General features: G+C 60.4%; 15 protein-coding genes. 7 read left to right on the forward strand and 8 right to left on the reverse strand.

What is annotated here, in order from left to right:
- The first annotated feature begins 150 nt into the window (after positions 1-150).
- The gene (locus AB6803_RS02395; RefSeq protein ID WP_371107355.1) at positions 151-1,740 is read left to right on the forward strand and encodes a hypothetical protein; all 1,590 of its coding nucleotides are present in this window, start codon (positions 151-153) and stop codon (positions 1,738-1,740) included.
- A 23-nt stretch (positions 1,741-1,763) separates the two neighbouring features.
- Here AB6803_RS02395 and AB6803_RS02400 read toward each other — a convergent pair whose 3' ends face one another.
- The 3 genes from AB6803_RS02400 to AB6803_RS02410 all read right to left on the reverse strand — a co-directional run bounded on the left by AB6803_RS02400 (position 1,764) and on the right by AB6803_RS02410 (position 5,707).
- Complete coding sequence (locus AB6803_RS02400) at positions 1,764-2,348, reverse strand: cation transporter (RefSeq protein WP_371107356.1); 585 nt, start codon at positions 2,346-2,348, stop codon at positions 1,764-1,766.
- A 135-nt stretch (positions 2,349-2,483) separates the two neighbouring features.
- Positions 2,484-3,848, reverse strand: a complete 1,365-nt coding sequence (locus AB6803_RS02405) for a sigma-54-dependent transcriptional regulator (protein ID WP_371107357.1) — start codon at positions 3,846-3,848, stop codon at positions 2,484-2,486.
- Complete coding sequence (locus AB6803_RS02410; protein WP_371107698.1) at positions 3,845-5,707, reverse strand: ATP-binding protein; 1,863 nt, start codon at positions 5,705-5,707, stop codon at positions 3,845-3,847. The genes AB6803_RS02405 and AB6803_RS02410 overlap by 4 nt, the downstream gene beginning before the upstream one ends.
- 233 nt (positions 5,708-5,940) lie before the next feature.
- On the opposite strand from AB6803_RS02410, the gene AB6803_RS02415 reads away from it, so the two are divergent.
- The 4 genes from AB6803_RS02415 to AB6803_RS02430 all read left to right on the forward strand — a co-directional run bounded on the left by AB6803_RS02415 (position 5,941) and on the right by AB6803_RS02430 (position 10,439).
- Positions 5,941-7,272 carry a dicarboxylate/amino acid:cation symporter gene (locus AB6803_RS02415; RefSeq protein ID WP_371107358.1) on the forward strand — a complete coding sequence of 444 codons (1,332 nt, stop codon included), beginning with the start codon at positions 5,941-5,943 and terminating at the stop codon, positions 7,270-7,272.
- Between the two features lie 430 nt (positions 7,273-7,702).
- The gene (locus tag AB6803_RS02420; protein WP_371107359.1) at positions 7,703-8,938 is read left to right on the forward strand and encodes a S41 family peptidase; all 1,236 of its coding nucleotides are present in this window, start codon (positions 7,703-7,705) and stop codon (positions 8,936-8,938) included.
- A 158-nt stretch (positions 8,939-9,096) separates the two neighbouring features.
- Complete coding sequence (locus AB6803_RS02425; RefSeq protein WP_371107360.1) at positions 9,097-9,531, forward strand: CBS domain-containing protein; 435 nt, start codon at positions 9,097-9,099, stop codon at positions 9,529-9,531.
- Between the two features lie 374 nt (positions 9,532-9,905).
- On the forward strand, positions 9,906-10,439 hold the full coding sequence (locus tag AB6803_RS02430) for an NUDIX hydrolase (RefSeq protein WP_371107699.1): 534 nt from the start codon (positions 9,906-9,908) through the stop codon (positions 10,437-10,439).
- 5 nt (positions 10,440-10,444) lie between these two features.
- Here AB6803_RS02430 and AB6803_RS02435 read toward each other — a convergent pair whose 3' ends face one another.
- The 4 genes from AB6803_RS02435 to AB6803_RS02450 are packed head-to-tail and all read right to left on the reverse strand — an operon-like array spanning position 10,445 to position 14,576.
- Positions 10,445-11,647, reverse strand: coding sequence for an ABC transporter permease (locus AB6803_RS02435; protein WP_371107361.1), 1,203 nt, complete (start codon positions 11,645-11,647; stop codon positions 10,445-10,447).
- Positions 11,648-11,651: 4 nt separating this feature from the next.
- Positions 11,652-12,812: an ABC transporter permease gene (locus AB6803_RS02440; RefSeq protein WP_371107362.1), complete on the reverse strand. Its 1,161-nt coding sequence runs from the start codon at positions 12,810-12,812 to the stop codon at positions 11,652-11,654.
- The gene (locus tag AB6803_RS02445; protein WP_371107363.1) at positions 12,809-13,516 is read right to left on the reverse strand and encodes an ABC transporter ATP-binding protein; all 708 of its coding nucleotides are present in this window, start codon (positions 13,514-13,516) and stop codon (positions 12,809-12,811) included. The genes AB6803_RS02440 and AB6803_RS02445 overlap by 4 nt, the downstream gene beginning before the upstream one ends.
- Before the next feature lies 1 nt (position 13,517).
- Positions 13,518-14,576, reverse strand: coding sequence for an efflux RND transporter periplasmic adaptor subunit (locus tag AB6803_RS02450; RefSeq protein ID WP_371107364.1), 1,059 nt, complete (start codon positions 14,574-14,576; stop codon positions 13,518-13,520).
- A 159-nt stretch (positions 14,577-14,735) separates the two neighbouring features.
- Here AB6803_RS02450 and AB6803_RS02455 point away from each other — a divergent pair, with 159 nt between their 5' ends.
- Positions 14,736-15,761 carry a helix-turn-helix domain-containing protein gene (locus AB6803_RS02455; RefSeq protein WP_371107365.1) on the forward strand — a complete coding sequence of 342 codons (1,026 nt, stop codon included), beginning with the start codon at positions 14,736-14,738 and terminating at the stop codon, positions 15,759-15,761.
- An 11-nt stretch (positions 15,762-15,772) separates the two neighbouring features.
- Here AB6803_RS02455 and AB6803_RS02460 read toward each other — a convergent pair whose 3' ends face one another.
- Positions 15,773-16,537: an IclR family transcriptional regulator gene (locus AB6803_RS02460; protein WP_371107366.1), complete on the reverse strand. Its 765-nt coding sequence runs from the start codon at positions 16,535-16,537 to the stop codon at positions 15,773-15,775.
- Positions 16,538-16,627: 90 nt separating this feature from the next.
- On the opposite strand from AB6803_RS02460, the gene AB6803_RS02465 reads away from it, so the two are divergent.
- Positions 16,628-17,557, forward strand: a complete 930-nt coding sequence (locus tag AB6803_RS02465; protein ID WP_371107367.1) for a polysaccharide deacetylase — start codon at positions 16,628-16,630, stop codon at positions 17,555-17,557.
- Positions 17,558-17,598 lie beyond the last annotated feature (41 nt).

Here is a 17,598-nt window from a genome sequence, read left to right on the forward strand (position 1 = left end):
CATGGCGGCGGGCTTTTCATATCTGCGACGACCGAGGCCTGTCCGATCGGCACGTCAGCCTCGCTCCATCTTGTTTGGCCTAATGTCTCATGGACATTGATACGCGCATTCGCAGCGCGTCGACGAAGGACCGCAAGGGGAATGCCGCGCATGCAAAAGAGCTTTGACGACCATGTTTCCGGCCTCGCCTCGAGTCGCCGGCTGGACAATGATCGTTATGCGCTTCTCGCTTGCCTCGTTTCCGGCGGAGACGAAAGGCTCGATTGCGAATCGGTGACCGGCCTCAACATGTATGGCCATGGTCCATCGCCTCGGCCGCTCGACCTTGCCTTCGGCTCCTCCACCGCATCGACCATTTCTATGCCCGCCTTCGCGGCAGTCGGTGCCTATCATTCGAAACTTCTGCGGGAGATGGAAACGTATCCCGCCGCTGATATCTATGCGCAGGAGATCGCGAAAGTCCGGACAGAACTGCGGCACTTGCTCGGCCTTGATGGCAGCTCGGAGCAAGTGGACGCTGTCATGGCGACATCGGGCACCGACCTTCATCTTTTTGTCGCCGCGCTGCTGGCGCGCGAGGATGACCGGACATTGATGACCATAACGCTGATGGGCAACGAAACTGGAAGCGGTGTCATGGCCGCGGCCGCCGGCCGGCACTTCATGAGCCGCGTCAGTAGCGATCGCCCAGTTGCCAAGGGCGAAGAACTTAGCCCCGGACAGGCGACGCGCAACACCGCCGTCGCGGTGCGCAACCCCGATGGTACCTTGCGCAGCGATGACGAGGTCGAGAGCGAATTGAGGGGACTGATTGAACTCGCCCGCGCCGCCGGTCTCAGATGCCTCCTGGTCGTGACGGATGTCTCCAAGACCAGCTTGCTGGCGCCGGGTCTGGAAACGGTGTTCCGCCTGAAAGCGCGTTTCGGCGACGTGCTCGATATCATGATCGATGCCTGCCAATTCCGGGTTTCCGCCGCCACGATCCGCGCCTATCTCGCCCAGGACTTCCTTGTGGCGCTGACGGGATCGAAGTTCCTGGCCGGGCCGATTTTCAGCGGGGCGCTATTGTGCCCGCCGCGATTGTCGGCTCGCCTGAAGCAGCGGGCTTTGCCGGCGGCGCTTGCCGATTATTGCGCGCAAGCGGATTGGCCGGAGGGCTGGGTGGCCAGGGACGGATTGCCGCATTGCGCCAATTTCGGTCTGCTGCTGCGATGGAAGGCGGCATTGTTCGAATTGAAGCGTTTCCTCAAAGTGCCCGAGGAAAAGGTGGTTGCTGTCCTGTCCACCTTTGCAAAAGTGGTGCAAGCTCGACTGGAGCGCGACGACGCCTTTGAACAGCTCGATACGCGCGCTATAGATCGAAATCGTCTGGGAGATAGGCCGCGCGGATCACGTTGGGACGAAATCCCGTCGATCTTTTCGTTCTACCTTCGAAACCCCTATAGCGGGGGTATTCTGCCAGCGGCGAAGACTGCCGCCGTCTATAAGGACCTGGCGGTCGAACAGGGTTGTCTTGCGCCGGTGCGCCTTGGTCAGCCGGTTCGCTGCGCCGATTTCGGCGATATGCCGGCGAGCGCCCTGAGAATCTGCCTGAGCGCGCCGTTGATCGTTCAGGCCTGCGAGAGTACGCAGGCGCTGGGAAGCCTGATTGATCAGGCCATGGCGGTGCTGGACCGGACGGCCCTCGTTGCGGCGCAATTGGCACCCAGGTCGGAGGCAATCCGTGCATCGGGCGCCTAAAGACTAGCCTCTTTTTGCCGCGATCAAGCGGCGGCGCGATGCTCGTCTCTTGCCGTCGTCCAGACCTCGCGTGCCGCATCGGCATTCATCGCGGCGATGGCTATGCCGACGATAAGGTCCGGCCAGGCGGAATGCCACAGGAACGCGGTCACCACACCAGCCGCGACGATAGCTATATTGGCAAACGCATCGTTGCGGGCAGAGAGAAACGCGGCGCGTGTCAGGCTGCCGCTATGGTCACGAAAGCGAACCAGCATCATGGCGCAGGAGAGATTGACGACGAGCGCGCCGAGGCCGGTCAAGGATAATGGCAGCGGCTCCGGGGCAACCGGAACCATGAATTTATGCCAGGCGGTCCAGATGGTTGCCAGTCCGGGAATGAGCAGGATCGCGGCAAGTGCCATGCCGACACGGGCGCGATTGCGTATGCTCCAGCCGAGCGCCATCAGGATCAAAAGGCTGACCGAAGCATCTTCAAGGAAATCGATGCTGTCGGCAAAAAGCGATACCGAGCCGATGGATAGGGCTACGGCAAATTCGACACCGAAATAGCCAAGATTCAACAACGCAACACGTTTGACCGCGTTGCGGAGAGCAATGTCCGTCATATCTCCTCCATTCTCCTCGCCGGCCGCTTTAATAAGAGCTGCCGAGCGTCCCTTACATCTATGTAACCTGAAATATCGGGTTGAACAGATGGGTACGTCGAAGATAATCGTGGGCTATCTTTCAGTCTGGTGCCGCTAGTCCTCGCCATCAAAACCCGCAAATTCGCTACGGACGATGCCATGGCGCTGAAGCTTGTCGTAAAAGGTCTTGCGCGGGATGCCGAGCGCTTCGATCGTCCGGCGGACATCGCCGCCGTTTTGAGCGAGAGTCTCGCGGATGAGGTCGGCCTCATAGCGTTCGACACGGACGGGCAGGGGCAGCACGGTGTCGGCGGAAGGGGTTTCGCCCGGCTTCGAACCTGCAGCAGATTCCAGGCCCAGGACGAAACGTTCGGCGAAGTGCGAGAGTTCACGAACATTGCCCGGCCAGTCGTGGTGTTGCAAATGACGGCGAACAGCGGCGGACATGGTGGGTACGTCGCGCTTGAAGCGGCTGGCAGCGCGCTCAGCGAAGTAGCCGAAGAGCAGCGGGACATCGTCGCGCCGGTCGCGCAGCGGCGGGATCGAGATGGTGACGACGTTGAGGCGGTAATAAAGGTCTTCGCGAAAATCGCCGCGCTGGCGCGGATCGCCAAGATCGACCTTGGCGGCGGCGACGACGCGGAGGTCGACGGGGCGCACCTCGTTGGTGCCGAGCGGCGTGACTTCCCGCATTTCCAGCACGCGCAGCAGTTGCACCTGTACAGCGGGCGGCATGCTCTCGATTTCGTCAAGAAACAGCGTGCCGGCGCTTGCATGTTCGATGCGGCCGATGCGCTTTTTCTGCGCGCCGGTGAAGGCACCGGGCTCGTGGCCGAAGAGCTCGCTTTCGATGACGGTTTCCGGCAGGGCGCCGCAATTGAGCGCGACGAAATTGCCTTTTGCCCGCCGGCTCCAGCGATGCAGCAGGCTTGCGACCACTTCCTTGCCGCTGCCGGTCTCGCCGGTCACCAGTACATCGACGTCGGTATCGGCGATCTGCCGCAATGTGTGGCGTAGCCGTTCCATCGCCGCTGTCTGGCCGATCAGCGGCAGATCGCCCTGCGCCTGTTCGGCCGCGATGCGCAGCGCGCGGTTCTCCAGAACGAGCCGGCGCTTTTCCGCCGCGCGCCGCACGCTTTGCACAAGCCGATCGGTGGCAAAGGGCTTAGCGATGAAATCATAGGCGCCGTCCTGGATCGCCTTGACCGCCATCGGGATGTCGCCGTGGCCGGTAACTAGGATGACCGGAAGGTCCGCGTCCCGCGCCTTGATGTGGTCGAAGAGCTGCTGCCCATCCATCTGTGGCATGCGGATGTCGGAAACGACAACGCCGGGGAAGCCGGCTTCCAATGCGCCGAGTGCGTCCCCTGCCGCCGAAAAGGGGGAGACAGAAAAGCCGGCAAGTTCAAGCGTCTGCTTCGTCGCCTTCAACAGATCCTTGTCGTCGTCGATGAGGAAGACCGGGGACGCGTCGTTCATGAACTTGCCTTACGCAGATGAATGATGAAACGGGTGCCGTTCTCGCTGCTTTCAACCTCGATGCGACCGCCATAATCAGCAACGATGTCTTTCGAGATGACGAGACCAAGGCCGAGGCCCTGCTCCTTCGAGGTATTGAAAGGCGTGAACAGTGAATCGAGGATCGCTGAGGGAATGCCGGGGCCATTGTCGGAGACGGTAACCTCGACGCCATCGGCTGTCTCCCGCGCCGAAACCTCGACCCTGGGCCGATCGCGCCCTTCCAGCGCCTCGAGCGCATTCTGGAAGAGGTTGATCAGCACCTGCTCGAGCCGGATGCGCGTGCCGACGACAGTAAGCCCGGCCGGCGGAAGGTCTATCACCAGGGCATCGAGCCGGCCGGCGAAACGGCTTCTGAGAAGGATCACGGCGCCTTCGATGACGCTTCTGAGCTCCACCGGTTTCGGTGCGCTCCGCCCCTTGCGGGCAAATGCCTTCAGCTCCTCGGTGATCGTGCCGATCCGCTCGGTCAGGGCCGCGATGGAGGTGAGGTTTTCCTTTACCGGGGCGATCTGCTTTCTATCCAGGAAAATATGGGCATTGTCCGCATAGGCGCGGATGGTGGCAACCGGCTGGTTGATCTCGTGGGCGACGCCGGCGGCGACCTGGCCGAGAATGGCGAGACGATTGGCCTGCACCAGCTCCTGCTGCACGACCTGCAGCTTCGCCTCCGTTGCCCGGTGATCTGAAATTTCCGCTTCCAGCCGGTCGCGGGCCTGGCTCAGATCTTCGGTACGTTCCAGCACGCGCCGTTCCAGCTCCTCGCGTGCCACCCTACCAACAGCGATCTGCATTGCAGAGACGTGGCGGCGTCTGAGCAGAAACGCGGCAATCGCCAGGATCGGCACCAACACGGTCAGAGCCAGGAAGCGCGTCTCGCGAACAGCGGAGGCAATCGCCTGATCCGTCGGGATGAGATAATCCAGCCGCCAGGGTGTCGATGGAACCGGTATCGTCAGGCGCAGATATTCCGCGGCACTGCTGCCCGGCAGGACAGCGCGGACGATCGAAATTTCCGGACCGATGGGTTCCGGGCGGGAGATTGGCAGGGGTGCCAGGGGCGCGCCGCCGAATTGCAGGCTCTTGCGAATGGAGGCGAGACTGTCGGGCGGCAGCGGCGACGTGGTCATGAATCGCCAGGAGGGAATGCTGGTGATCAGCACGACACCGTGTTCGTCGGTGACATAGGCCGGGCGGCCGGCCTCGCGCCAGTCCGCTTCGAGCTGGTCGAACTCCATCTTGACGACCACGACACCCAGGGCAGCATCGGCAGCGCCGACGCGACGGGAAATATAGAGGCCGGGGCGATTGCTGACCGTGCCGAGCGCGAAATGCTCGGCCGTTCCCGTCTCCATCGCCCGGCGGAAGTAATCGCGGAAGGAATAGTCGTTGCCGACGAAGCTTAGCGGTTCGCGCCAGTTGCTCGAGGCGATCGCTATACCGTCTTTACCCGTGACATAAAGCACCGCGGCACTGGTGCTGGAAACGAGGCTTTCAAGCTTGCGGTCGAGCGTGACGACGGCATCGTCTTTGGCGGCGGCGAGCGCATCATGCACCTGCTGATCTTCGGCCAGAAGAAGCGGCAGCGCACGAGGGCGTTCAAGAACGGCCCGCAGCAGCGCAACTTTCAGATTGGCATCGGTGTGGCCTTGGGTCTGCAACGCCTCGATTGCAGTCAGGCGGCCATAGAAGCTTGCGCCATAGAGCGCGGTCGCAATGATGGCCGCGCAGAACGCTACAAAGACGAACCAGACACGACGGGAACGTCGGCCGAGTTGCTCTGGCGTTGAAAATCGTTCCGTGGTTGGCCGTTGCAGCATCTGCGCATTGTGCATGAATTCGCGCGCGCTGCAATTCATCTTGTGCGGATTATCGCACACATATGAAGATGCGTTTTGAATTGCCCAGGAAAAGCCATTTTTAAATCAAGGCGTTGCCTCGTTTCCTGCCATCTGGCACGCACGTTGCACAGAGTCATCAAACAGTCGGAGGCTGTTGAATTTTAGTCTTGCCCGGAGGGCCGAGGGATCGGTTGGGCACAACGGAGGACATCATGATTGCTCCCATCGCTGCCGACGCCGAAAAGCGCGTCAAACTACCCTTCTACCGGCACCTTTACGTGCAGGTTCTGACCGCTATCGCCGCCGGTATCCTGCTCGGCCATTACTATCCGCAGCTCGGCACATCGCTGCAGCCGCTTGGTGATGCCTTCATCAAACTGGTCCGCATGGTCATCGCGCCGGTCATCTTCCTAACGGTGACGACCGGTATTGCCGGCATGTCGGACCTGAAGAAATTCGGTCGTGTCGTCGGCAAGGCGTTCATCTACTTCCTGACCTTCTCGACGTTGGCGCTGATTGTCGGCATGATCGTCTCGAACGTCGTGCAGCCGGGCGCCGGCATGCATATCGATCCGGCAACGCTGGACACGAAGGCCGTCAGTAACTACGCCGCACAGGCGCATGACGCCTCCGTTGTCGGCTTCCTGATGAACATCATTCCGGACACCATCGTCGGCGCTTTCGCCAAGGGCGATATCCTTCAGGTGCTGTTCTTCTCGGTGGTCTTCGGCATCGCGCTTGGCGCGGTCGGTGATCGCGGCCGCCCGGTTGTCGACTTCCTGCAGGCACTGACCACGCCGATCTTCCGCATGGTCTCAATCCTGATGAAGTTCGCACCGATCGGCGCCTTCGGCGCCATGGCCTTTACCATCGGCAAATACGGCATCGGCACGATCGCCAATCTGGCGTTCCTGATCGGCACCTTCTATGCCACGTCCATCTTCTTCGTGCTCGTCGTGCTCGGCGCTGTCGCGCGCTATAACGGCTTCTCGATCCTGGCGCTGATCCGCTATATCAAGGAAGAACTGCTGCTGGTGCTCGGCACCTCGTCTTCGGAAGCGGCACTTCCCGGCCTGATGAACAAGATGGAACGCGCGGGCTGCAAGCGCTCCGTCGTCGGCCTCGTCATTCCGACGGGCTATTCCTTCAACCTCGACGGCACCAACATCTACATGACGCTGGCAGCACTCTTCATCGCCCAGGCGACCGACACGTCGCTGTCCTTCGGCGATCAGATCCTGTTGCTGCTCGTGGCGATGCTGAGCTCCAAGGGGGCCGCTGGTATCACCGGCGCCGGCTTCATTACGCTGGCCGCCACGCTGGCCGTCGTGCCTTCGGTTCCGATTGCCGGCATGGCGCTGATCCTCGGCATCGACCGCTTCATGTCGGAATGCCGCGCGCTCACCAACTTCGTCGGCAACGCTGTTGCCACTATCGTTGTTGCACGCTGGGAAAATGAACTCGACCAGACGAAATTCGCGGCCGCCATGGCCGGGAAACTGACCGGGGATGTCGAGGCGCCCTCGCTGCAGGCCGCCGAGTAACGGCATCATCGGCAATCTGACGAAATGCGAAACGGCCTCCCTGTGATGGGAGGCCGTTTCAGTTTCAGCTGACGATTTCACGCTATGGCTCGGAATAGCAAAAGCGATCGAGAGGCTTAGATGGTTGTCGCTCTCCTCGCCTTGTCGAGGAAGATTGGCTGATTGCGCGGCATATATCTTACACATCTCATCGACTGGTTTGCGCATGCGCGGGATGCGTAATTTTCCAGTTTGGTCGCGGAAAGAACCATCGAAGCATGGCCTCCGTCAATTTTCTGAAAATGGGTTGTTTTATCTCTCGAAGGCAGCACATATTGCGAATGTAGGCTGCAGAATCTGAGGGCATGATGAAACTACGATTACGTCTTTCTCGCTTCTTGGTGCAGCAGTGCTTCCATCCGGGTCACTATTCACGCCAGCGGCTATAGCAATGGCCGAGAACGCTGATGCTGCTCAGTCTCGTGATCCGGATATCACAGATCGTGCCTATATTGCTGCGACGGCCTACCATGTGATCAAGCGCTACTTCGCTCATGCGGAAGGTTTGCCTGCTGGCTATGACTTCGAGGCACGTTACCGCGCCTATCTCGTAGAAGCGATAGGATCCGGAGACCGGAAAGCTTTTTCCTTGGCTACCATGCGCTTCTTCGCAAGCCTGCAGAACGGCCATACGATCTTCGAAGACGAAGCATTGTCGCAACACGCCGGGCCAGTACCGTTCAGGATAAGGCGGATCGATGGTCGATGGACTATCGCACAATCACGAATGTCTGAGTTGGCCCCGGGCGACGTGGTTACAACGGTTGACGGTAAACCCATCGACGAGTGGCTTAAGCCGATCCGTGAACATATCGGCCAATCCAGCCAAACAGCGCTTGATCGCGCAACCTGGCGCCGACTGTTTCTGTTTCCGAAACATTTCACAATCGGCACAGACGACGAGCGACAAGTACCTGTCGATTTGACCGTGCCGCTTAGCGGACCGGAACGGGGGCGAGCGCCTGCGACGGAAGTCGAGATAATCCGATGCGCAGACGGTTTGGTCGTGATCCGCGTCCCAAGCTTTGCAGATCCGAAGTATGAGCAAGCGGCGATTTCGGCCATTCAAAGTGCAGGAGACGCCCGCGCCATCCTCCTTGATCTGCGTGACAACGGCGGAGGCAGCACGCCCGGCAACTTACTCTCCGCCATTATGGCGATATCCTATCGGGGCACTCTCGTCGCCACCCCTATGACGATCGCCAAGAGTGATGCTTTGGACTCGTTAAACGGAGCCGTTGCGGCTTTGCCAACCCTGATGATGAGATCCGGTCCGAATAGAACAGAGCCACTCGCAGATGCCTGGAAAGGGAAGATAGCCCTGCTTATCGACGGCGGCTGCGCCTCCGCCTGCGAGGATTTCGTCTTGCGCTTCAAGGACGGGAATCGCGGCCTTGTTCTCGGAGAGCCGACGTATGGTTCGACCGGGCAGCCATATTTTGTGCGCTTCCCGGAATTTGGAATGTCGTTCAGGGTATCGACAAAACGGGAATATTTTCCCGATGGACGCCAATTCGAAGGCGTTGGTGTAACGCCCGATAAACTCATTGCGGTCACGCGTGAGGAGTTGAGGAGCGGTACCGACACTCAGCTCGAACTTGCTAGCAAGGCCCTATTGGCATCATGAGTTCGAAAAGCTTTTGATGCGGTTGGAACCGTTCAGTGTTTCGTCTGTTGTGGTAGCAGGCCTTCGCGAGAGGGCACTGCGATCAGCGGGGAAATAGGCGCCGCCCGATGCTGATCCTACCAACGACCAGGACACGGCGTCCGATGATGGAGGAACCAATGAAAGTCCGTGACGCCATGACGCACGATGTGCGCATTACCAATCTTGATGAGACAATCCTGAGCGCCGCGCAGACGATGGCGGATCTCGATGCCGGCATCCTGCCGGTTGCCGATCACGACCGTTTGGTCGGCATGATCACCGATCGTGATATCGCCATCCGTGGCGTCGCCATGGGCATGGGTCCGGACGCGAAGGTCCGTGATGTGATGACATCAGACGTCAAATATTGCTTCGACGATCAGGAGATCGAAGACGTCTGCCGCAATATGGGTGATATCCAGGTGCGCCGCCTGCCGGTGCTGGATCATGACAAGCGATTGGTCGGCATTCTCTCGCTCGGAGACATAGCCGTGGCCCACAGGAACGGCGTCGCCGCCGAGGCCCTGAGCGGTATTTCTCGCCGTGGTGGCGAGCATAGCCAGACGGCGTGAACGAGGCGTATGATCGTCCTTGTGACAACCGATCATGCGCAGCGGTCGTTGTATGATGATCAAACAGATCGCCGGGCGCGGCTTTATGCTGCCCGGCGATGAATAAATTGGCATGCCTGTTCCCCGGCTCCGCACCCGTCAGCCTTGCGCGTACAATTGCCGCAGGAATCTGCCCACTCATCAACAGCCTGCTTCATGAAACTGTCATGGCATCGGCTCAGAGGATGATGCTGACAATAGCAGATTTGAGTGGAGTCGCGTGTAAGCAGGAGAGCGGCGTGTCACAAAAGGTGTTCGTGAGCGCGCGTGAGGTGGCGGACCCGACAGGGATCTCCCGCTCCGACGTTTTGCGCGCACTGACACTGGGCGCAAGCATGGCTCCGGATCGGCAAGCGAAATCACCGGGTCGATCGGAAGGCTTTCTCGCGGAGCTTGCTTCTCATGCGGATGCGCTGTTTCACGGTCCCATCTACGAGCAATATGCGGCGCTCTGTTACCGGAATCATCCGAAATTGGGTGTGCCCGAAGTGCTTGTCGTCACCAGCCGCGAGAGTGGTCGTTGGATCATTCCGAAAGGCTGGCCGATAAAAGGCAAGAAGCCGCATGAGGTTGCCGCGATCGAGGCTTTCGAGGAAGCCGGCGTGCGCGGCAAGATCAAGAAAAAGAGGTTCGGCTACTTCACCTATCTGAAACAACTTCCCGACGAGAGCCGCGTTCCCTGTATCGTGCAACTGCACCTGCTCGAAGTCGAAAAGACCTTCGAGAACTTTCCCGAAAGAGGCCAGCGCCTCAGTGAATGGGTTTCCTTCACCGAGGCGGCAAGTCGGGTGCGTGAGCCGGAACTTAAGGGTCTGCTGCTGGCGGCCGACCGAAAGATGCGACGGACGAAGGCGAAAGCGAAGAAGTAGGTCCGTCAGCCAGCTTGCGATCGCCCGCTCATTGCCAGTCTGAGCGGAATGCGCGTGGCGGCCACTGCAGGCAACGCGCCGCCGATGGCGCCGATGATCAGGGACAGCCAGACCGCCTTCATCACCAGGGGAAGGGACAGCACCAGTTGGAACCCGATCTGCGTGCGGTCGGGGCTCACGGTCGACGCCGTCCAACCGTTGAGGACGAGGTAGGAAAAACCGACGCCGGCCAGGCAGCCGAGGCAGGTCAGGGCCATCGCCTCGATCCATGTGCCGGCAAAGGCCGCCCTGCGGCTGAAGCCGATAGCGCGGACGGTGGCGATTTCGGTGCCGCGATCCGACACGGAACTGAACATGGTCGTCATGGCGCCGACCACGGCGCCTGCGGCCATGGTGATCGCTAGCGGCCAGCCGAGAAAAAGGATCAGCTTCGACGTTCGTTCGGCAAGCCCGGCGAAGTAATCCTGCTCCGACCGCACCGTCAGTCCGATCTGCGGCGTGGTGGCCGCCATGGATTCCAGTGGCGGTAGCGTCTCCGGTGCGGTGAGCTTGATCCTGACGCTCTGGATCAGATTGGGCCGGTTGAACAGCGTCTGCACCACGCCGATATCCGCCAGCATTTCGGATTCGAAGACGGAGCCGCCGGCATTGAAGATGCCGACGACGGTCCATTTCGATGTGCCGAAGGTGAGCTGTTCGCCGATCTCAAGGCCTTTGTAATCATTGCTCAGCCGCCGGCCGACGACGATTTCGCTGGCGCCGGGATTGAACATCCGGCCGCTAACTATCCGGACATTCGGACGCACGCTGAGACCGAAAGGACCGATGCCGCGCAACGACAATGTCGAAAGCAGTCCACCGGCCTTCTCCGGCACCTCCACGGGCACGACCATTTCCGGCGACATCACCGAGGCGCCTGTCGTATCTGTGGTGATGCCGGGAGTACCGTCGAGATAATGAAGTTGGGAAGGTTCGATGCGGCTGCCGAGTTCCGTCGCCGCTCCCTTGCCGAGAGCGATGGCGATGTCCTTGGCACCGGCTTGCAGCAGCGATGTCTGGAAGCCGTTCGACATTGCGAGAAAGCCGAGCGGGACAGTGACGACCATCGCCACGGAAAACACCAGCGACAGGGAAATCCATATCCGGCGGCGGAGCGATTTCAGATTGGATAGGGTGAGGGCCAGGGATTGGCGGACAATCGTGCTCATGGTCTCATCTTTCTCTTAAAGCGGCGTTGGGCGGCACGCGCATGGCGTTGAAGGCAGGCGCAATGCCAGTTGCTAGGGCCAGTAGGGCGGCGAGGGCGATCGCCTGAACGATAATCGGGGAAGTAAGCGTCAGCTCCGGCACAATGGTGCGCAGTGGCTCCCGCAGAAACAGGATGGCCGCAAAGGCAAGGCCAAGAGCAAGGCTGAGTCCCGCGGTAAACAGGGCGAAGGTTTCAGCCAGGACATTGCCGAGAATGAAGAGTCGCGAAAAACCGAGGACCTTCAGCACGCCGATTTCCTTCGTCCGTTCGCGGATGGCGAAGAACATGGTGTTGGCGACGATCATCAGGATGGTGATGAAGGCGACGCCGACCACCAGCCGCACGATGGTCGCGACATCGGCGAATTGCGCGATGAACGCCTTCATGAATTCGGTTTCCGTGCGCGTCCGGGTCTCGTAGGCGGAATTGGCAAAGAGGGTATCGACAGCCTTGATGATGTCGTCAGTGCGAGCACCCTTCTTTGGCAGGATGCGGAAGCCGGTCACGGTGTCGCGGTCCATGCCGCGCTCCGCGTTGATGTAGTCGTAGCGAGCCATCACGAAATGCGTGTCGGCGGATTGTTTGTCGTCCAATATGCCGACGATGTCGAATTGGAAGTCCGAGCTGCCATCCGTCTTGACGAAACTCGACGTATTCAGAGTGATCGTCTGCCCAAGCGTCCAGCCTTCCTGCGAGGCAATGCTGCGGCCGACAATGGCACCGCTGCGGACCTCTCCGAAACGGGCGAGGGCGTCGGCGGGGATATCGTAGTCATCGCCGATAAAGGCGGCGAAGCTGCGTGGCTCCACCGCTGTCAGGCCCATAAAATTCGTTGGTGTCCGGTAGGTCGCTCGGCTGCGCGTCATGTAGGTTGTCCCGGCGATGTCGGGCAACGCCAGAATCTTGTCGTAATAGCTGATCGGCAGGGGCAGGGCATCGCCGACCTTGTTGGTCACGATCAGCCGCTCGGAATCCACCTCGCCGCCGAGAAAGCCGTGCTGGAAGCTTGTCAGGACGAGATAGATGAAGAAGGCGATGGCGATGCTGGTGATCAGCAGGACACTGCGTGTCGGTTTGCGAGCCATAGTGCGGCGAAGGAGAGTGAAGCGGTTCACGGTGCTCACGCGGCCTCCCGTTCGACGAACTGGCCCTTGTCCAGGCGCAGGACACGCTTGGCGGAGCGTGCCGCCATATCGTCGTGCGTGACCATGACGATGGTCTTGCCGAGTTCGGCGTTGAGGATCCGCAGCATGGCGAGCACCTCTTCGGCGGAAGAGCGATCGAGATCGCCCGTCGGCTCGTCGCAGAGCAACAGTTTCGGATCGCTCGCCAGCGCTCGTGCGATCCCCACACGCTGCTGCTGACCGCCGGAAAGCTCCGAAGGCAGATGCTTGCGCCGGTCGGTAAGGCCGACAAGAGACAGGATTGTTTCTACCCGTTCTCGACGCTGACGCCCAGTCAGGCCGGTCAGCAGCAGGGGAAGCTCGATATTTTGCTCCGCCGTCAGCATCGGCATCAGATTGTAGAACTGGAACACGAAGCCGACATTGGCACCGCGCCATTTCGTCAGCGCGCTTTCGCTCATCCGGCTGATGCGCGCATGCCCGAAATTGACGTCGCCGCCATCGGGACGATCGATGCCGCCGATGAGGTTCAGGAGCGTCGACTTGCCGGAGCCGGACGGTCCCACGATCGCGACGAAATCGCCGGCGCCGATGGTCATGGTCAAATCCGAAAAGATCGTCACGGCATTCTTGCCGATCCGGTAATCCTTGCGCACATTGTCGATCACAATCCCGTCGTCTGGCGCAGATGTGCTGTTGTCCATCTCAAAGTCCTCTTTCATTTGCGTTTGCTTGAAGTTCCGGAGCATCCAGGGTGACCTTGGTCGCCATGTTCGGCAGTATGCGTGTGGGCGGCACCAGGAATTCCAGCCGCGCGGTCACCGTGCCCTTCTGCAATGAAGCAGCCGGCACGATCGTCCGCACCCGCATCTTGAACTTCCGGTCGGGAAAGGCGTCGAGAACGGCGACCGCCGTCTGGCCGGGTTCAATGCGCGCAGCATTGGATTGCGCGATATCGACGTCGATGATCAGGGAATTCGGGTCGAGAAGAATGGCGATCCCATCCCTCGGCCCGCCGCCATCCGTGCCGGAGGCGACAATATCGCCAAGGCCGGCCAGCCGGGTGACGATCACGCCGTCAAAGGGCGCGACGATCTGATGGAGCGCCAGGTTTCTTTCCTGCTTCTCCACCTGTAGCCGGGCAGTTTCGGCCGCCTGCCGCGCAACGTCGAAATCGCTGGTCAACTGCACGACGGAGAGGCTGTCGCCATCGAGGCTGCTGACGGCAACCGCGCCGCGTTCGACAAGCGATTTGGTACGTTCCACGGTCCTGCGGGCCTGCGCCAATGAGACCTCCACCCGATGCGCCGACGCGTCTGCGCCTGCGGCCTGGGATCTGGCGATCCTGAGCTCAATCTCGTCCGTTGTCGTATCCAGCCGCGCAATAATTTGCCCGGCGGTAAAGTGGTCGCCGACGTCCAGTGGCAGTTCGGCGACCTTGCCGCCGATTTCTGGCCGCAAGGTAATCATCTTTTCGGCGACGACATAGCCGGAGCCGATCACGGATTGAGGTGGCGGCGTTTGCGGCGGTTGGGAGGGAAGCTTGTCTTGCGCTATGGCGTCGACTGCGGGCTGGGAGATGGCTTCCGTTCCCGCATGCCTCCAGAGGTTTTCGGCAAGGGGAAGCGATATGCAAGCCGCTGTCGCGAGTGCTACGGCCAAGACTGTCAGAGCCGCCCCACGTGTTGGGAATTGACGGCTCGCGGCTGCACGCTCGATCGACAGCGATCGAAGCCGGTTCGCGATATTCGCTTCTGCATTCATTGGGGGTCTCCAGGCGTTGACGGCGTGATTTTCCGCCGCCGGCACGTCTGGTGCGACCTCGATCGTGATTTAGGACGTCGCAGAACGCGATCTAGATCGCGGGAGGCCGCGAGTCAGGCCATAGTGGCGAAAAATATGGTTGCCCCGAGGAAGGGTCTTATGCTGTTCGTGCCACTACCTTTCGTCGTTGCTCTCCTGCTGCTTCTGCTGTTTCTGGCGGTCGTGCGGCGGGACGGCGAGCTTGCCGCGAACCGGCCATTTCTTGCTTTGCTTTTGCTCTGCGCCGTGCAATCGGTCCTAGTCGGCCTGCGACTGGGCTATGGCGTGCGGTGGATTGGCTATCTGGCGCTCGTGATCCCAACAGTCATGCCGCCGCTGATTTATGCCGGCGTACGCAGACTGGGCGTGGATAGTCGCAGGCGCTGGCCCTCCCTCCTGGGCTTCTACAGCTTTCCGCCCGTTATCATTGCCGCGTTGGCCATTATCCGGCCCGCCGCCATCGATATCGCGATGATCCTCATTCAAATCGCCTACGCCTTGGCTCTACTCTGGCTTGTCCGTCCGGGTCCGGACGCGCTGCGTCTGGCATCGTTCGAGGCCGCACGGCCGGCCCATCGGGCGCTTGTTTTCGCGGCTGGCGCCCTATGCTTCTCGGCATTGATCGATGCGCTGGTGCTGTTTGATTTCGGCTGGACCCATGGTGCGCATGTCGGCTTGATCGTCAGCATCGCTAATCTTGTCGGCCTGCTTGTCCTCGGCACAGCGGCCGCCGCGGCCAGCCGGAATTCAACGGACGCAGAGATGGCGGAAATCCTGCCTGTATCCGATGCTGCCGAAGACAAAGACACTGTCGACCGGATCCACGAGTTGATGCAGGAGAAGAAGCTCTACCGCGACGCCAATCTCAATCTTGAACGGCTGGCACGCAAGGCCGGGATACCGTCGCGCCGCATCTCGGGTGCCATCAACAGGGCCACAGCTAAAAACGTCTCGCAATATGTCAACGACTACAGGATTGCCGAAGCCTGCCGGTTACTGGCCGAGACGGATCAATCAGTGACCGAAATCATGCTTGAGGCCGGTTTCCAGACCAAGTCGAATTTCAATCGCGAGTTTCGCCGGGTCACCGACATGACGCCTGTCGCCTGGCGCGAGAAATGCGCCTATTCCACACATCCGGCCTGACGTGGCGGCGCTTAAGGTTTTGCCCTGTATCCAAGGCTGCGGCTAATATCGTCGGCTGTCTTGCACAGCATCGACAGAAATGCCTCGCGCCGTTCGATATAGCGGCTGGTCAAAGTACCCAGATTGAGCGCGGCGACGACGTCGCCGGTGGCGTCGAAAATTGGTGTGGCGATGCCGATCGAGCCGGTGACGAATTCCTGATTGTTGACGGCATATCCGTCCCGCCGCACCTTGGCGAGGATGTCCCGGATTTTCTGCAAATCGGTAATCGTATGGGGTGTATAAGGAAGAAACTGCACGCGAGAGAGATAATCTTCCAAAGTTTGTTGCGGGGCGTGAGCGAGAAGCACGCGGCCCATGGCCGTGCAATAGGCGACGATGGCGGCATCCATGTTCACATCATAGCGTATCGGCTGGCGGCTCACGCTCTTTGCCAGCCGGCGGATGTCGCAATGGGCGTTCATGGCGCTGAGCAGCACGGTCTCGCCCGATTCGTCGCGCAGGCGCTCCATGAAAGGTACCGCCTTCACCACCAGCGGCTCCTCATGGCGGCGGAAAGGGAAACCATGGCGGCCTGCCTCGATCAGCATGTAGCGCCCGGCTGAATCCTGGACGAGATGCCCACGCGCGGCGAGGGTCTGGACCAATCCGTGGGCGCTGCTTTTCGGCAATGCCAGATCCCGGGTGATTTGCGACAAGGCAACTGCTTCCCGCCGCCCCGCCATATATTCAAGGATATCGAGGATACGTCCAGCACTCTTCACTTCCGAGTTCATGTATGTGAACGATCTCCCCGTTGTTGGCCAATCGATCGGCCTATAACAGTTGTGCCTACAAAAGCGACAACCGGCAAGACGGATGCAGCGATGAGCAGGACACAAAAGCAGGCAACAATCGACGAGCCCTGGCTCTGGGAGGACGAAGTCTGGCGGAGCCGTGTCGACAAGGTTCGCGCCGGCCGATCGTTGCGCCCCGCCAAGTGGAAGAATGGCGCCCGCATGGCGGTGGCTTTGTCCTTCGATGCCGACCACGAGACTATGGAGTTGCGCAACGGCGGCGTTTCGCTGGGCCGGATGAGCCAGGGGCAATATGGCGCCCGTTCAGGCATGCCGCGCATCCTCAAATTGCTGGAGAAATACGCCGTTCCGGCCTCTGTCTTCATGCCGGCGGTATCGGCGATGATCAATGCGGACGAAGTGCGCGCCGTGGTGGCGTCGGGCCATGAACTCGGCATGCATAGCTGGATCCATGAGTTCAATTCGCGTCTGGACGAGGCGACGGAACGCGATCTTGCACTGCGGGCCGCCGATGTGCTGGAGCGCATTTCCGGTGTTCGACCGGTCGGTATGCGCACGGCATCCTGGGATTTCAGCCCATATACGCTGAAGATCGCCCGCGAGATGAGGCTCCTTTACGATTCGTCGCTGATGGCGGACGAGGAGCCCTACGAGCTGCTTGAAGACGGCGAGCCGACGGGTATCGTTGAAATTCCGGTGGAGTGGATCCGCGACGACGCTCCCTATGTGGCGATGGATCGCATGACCGGCGCGCGGCCCTATGGCGGTCCGTCGATGGTTCTGGACATCTTCCAGCGTGAACTGGAGGTTGCCTATGAGGAGGGCGGGCTATTCCAGCTTACTCTCCATCCTCATCATGTCGGTCATCGCTCGCGCATCTTCATTCTGGAAGAGATTATTCGCCAGGCGCAGGCCAAGGGTGGTGTGTGGTTCGCCACCCACGCGGAGATCGCAACCTATTGTGCATCGGAAGCCGGCCTCAAGACATTACATCAATAAATGATGAGCGTCCGGCGGGACGCGACGACGGTTTTGAATTT

It is taken from the genome of Rhizobium sp. RCC_161_2 (assembly GCF_041355235.1).
GTDB lineage: Bacteria > Pseudomonadota > Alphaproteobacteria > Rhizobiales > Rhizobiaceae > Rhizobium.